The sequence below is a fragment of the Acidimicrobiia bacterium genome, from assembly GCA_029210695.1.
In the GTDB taxonomy this organism is placed as follows: Bacteria; Actinomycetota; Acidimicrobiia; order Spongiisociales; family JAHEDJ01; genus JAHEDJ01.
The window spans coordinates 1-2438 of sequence record JARGFH010000138.1; the positions used below are offsets into that span (position 1 = coordinate 1).

The window sequence follows — 2438 nt, forward strand, 5'->3', positions numbered from 1 at the left end:
CTCCAGTGTGACCGAAAACGACCCCGAACGCGAGCACCCCCGACCCACAACCACCAACTTTTTCGGCAGCCACCTAGCAGGAGAGCGCGTTCTTGCATGCCCACGATCCCCTGGCCCGATCCCGGCAGCGTGTTTGGGGCCGTCCCCGTGTCGGTCACTTCAATGTCGAGGTGACCATCGGATTCTTCAACGCGCACCTGTGCCGTGGCGTCGACACCGCCGTGCTTGAGCACGTTGGTGAGTGCTTCTTGGACAATGCGATACGCAAACAGATCCACCCTGACGGGAAGCTCGGACGGTACATCTGCGGCCAACGAGACGCTCATCCCGGTGTGTCTCAGTTGATCCACGAGTTCGTGAAGCTGGCTCAGGGCCGGTTGGGGACCGAGCTCGCCGGATGCTGTCTCGGGACGAAGCACACCGAGAAGATGGCGGAGTTCATCGAGCGCCCTACGTCCAGCTTCCTCTATTGCACGAATCGCCCCCTGAGCTTGTTCGGGATCGTCCGCAACCACGAGTCGGGCGACACTCGCCTGCACGGTCATCACGCTCACGTTATGTGCAACAACGTCGTGGAGCTCACGGGCAATGCCGGCGCGGGCGTCGGCGATGACTCGCTGGGCCTCGGTGGCCCGCTTCGATTCCAGATACTCGGTACGCTCCCGAGCGACGTGGCGTCGGATTCGGATCCGACGCCCCACGTACCACGGCAGCGTCGTCACAACCAGTGCCGTGACTACCTCAGTGACAGTGTCGCCATCGGTCACCTGGACGAAACCGACAATGGCGAGTGCGACGGCCAGCGCCGCCAGGCTGATCCTCCCCTCCGGGAAGTACCGACCAACCGCATACAGCGACACCAGGATGTGAAATACCGGATTGCCCGGATAGCCGAACGCCGTCCAGGCGACCGTCATTGCGAGCACAACCCCCAACACGGTTGGGGACCGGCTGCGCCGCCAGAACAGAGCGACGCTGCCGATGGCCAGCATGAGAAACCCGGCAACGGGGATCTCCGAGATCCCCGCCGCATCCTGGGCAGCGACGTTCACGACACTGGCGCCGAAGACAACGACCGCCACAGCGACGTCCACCCCACGCGCCGGAAGACGCAAGGGATCGCCGATCGCCCAGCCGCCAACACCCGTCGGACTGGTCTCGATATCGCCGCTGTACCGCGGGTCAGTCATGGGGTGGCTTCTCCCGCGGTGACACCGAAGGTGTCGGCGTGGTAGGCCAGTTTCCAGTCGAGGTGTTCCAGATTGCTTTGCAGCTCAGCGGTTCGGGCCACGACGTTGGTGCGGTGCTCATGGAGCAGCAGCACCCGCTCGGGAATGGCCTCGTCGCCCGTGAAGGACAGTTCGGCGCAGCGCTGTATGTGCCGAACCGGGATGCCCTTCTCCCGCAGGCACTTCACCAGCTCTAGCCATTCGATGTCGGACTCGCCGTAGCGTCGGTGCCCGTTGGGGAGCCGTTGCACCCGAGGCATGAAGCCCGCCCGCTTGTAATAGCGAAGTGTGTCCAGCGACAGGTCCACGTGCGTCGCCATTTGCGACGGTGTCAGTGTTGTCGCCATGGTCGGTCCTCTCACCTGGAATCGACTCCAGGTTACCGGTGTCAGTGAGACCGAGACGCCTGCCTGGAAGAGCAGGGTGCTCTTCGGCGACGGCAATAGAAGGCCGCCCAGATCGCCCAAGCCGCTGCAATCCTTCGCGACCTTCTCAGCGAACACCTCGACCAACACGTGCCCCACGAACCCGACGCACTGGTGTTCACCCCACCGCTGGTGCGCCACTTCGCAACAGCAACTTCCGGCGGCAGGTCTGGTACTCAACAGTCGAGCGGGCCGGACTACCGGAAAGCCTCAGGATTCACGGTTAACGCCACACCTGCGCCAGCCTCCTCATCGCCCGCCGGCGCCAACCCCAAAGCCGTTCAGGAGCACCTCGGCCACTCGTCGATCTCGGTGACCATGGACCGCTTTGCCCACCTGTCCCCTCCGACGTGGACGACCTCGTTAGACGGCTCACCGACATCCGGGCTCGAAGTCTCGCGGCCCAGCCGCGGCCCAGAGACCGGTCACGCGGAATAGAACTCGGGGGAAGATGACAGAAAGCCCCTGCAAACACAGGGGCTTCACTAGCACGCCCGGAGGGACTCGAACCCCCAACCTTCTGATCCGTAGGCAGAATCAGACACGTTCTCCTGGTGGTGGCAAGTGCCGCCTCGTGCCGTCTTGCAGGGACTTTCCTGGAGTTTCGGGGTCATCCGGTACGACGCGACATCCGACGACACGACACGTATGCATACATTCGACATACATCGACAATCAAAAAAGCTGCTAGTGGTCCGTCGCGGATGTGGTGACTTGGTCTCCTGCCGGACGATCCCCGCTGTGGCAGGGTTCGTGGCACTGCCTACCCCGGTCATCAAATAGC

The 2438-nt window shown here is 63.2% G+C and carries 2 protein-coding genes; both read right to left on the bottom strand.

Going from position 1 to position 2438, the window contains the following annotated elements:
- The coding region (locus P1T08_18705) for a histidine kinase (protein MDF1598104.1) at window positions 1-1190 on the bottom strand (1190 nt) is incomplete at its 3' end.
- The gene (locus P1T08_18710; GenBank protein ID MDF1598105.1) at window positions 1187-1732 is read right to left on the bottom strand and encodes a MerR family transcriptional regulator; all 546 of its coding nucleotides are present in this window, start codon (window positions 1730-1732) and stop codon (window positions 1187-1189) included. The genes P1T08_18705 and P1T08_18710, both read right to left, overlap by 4 nt.
- Window positions 1733-2438 lie beyond the last annotated feature (706 nt).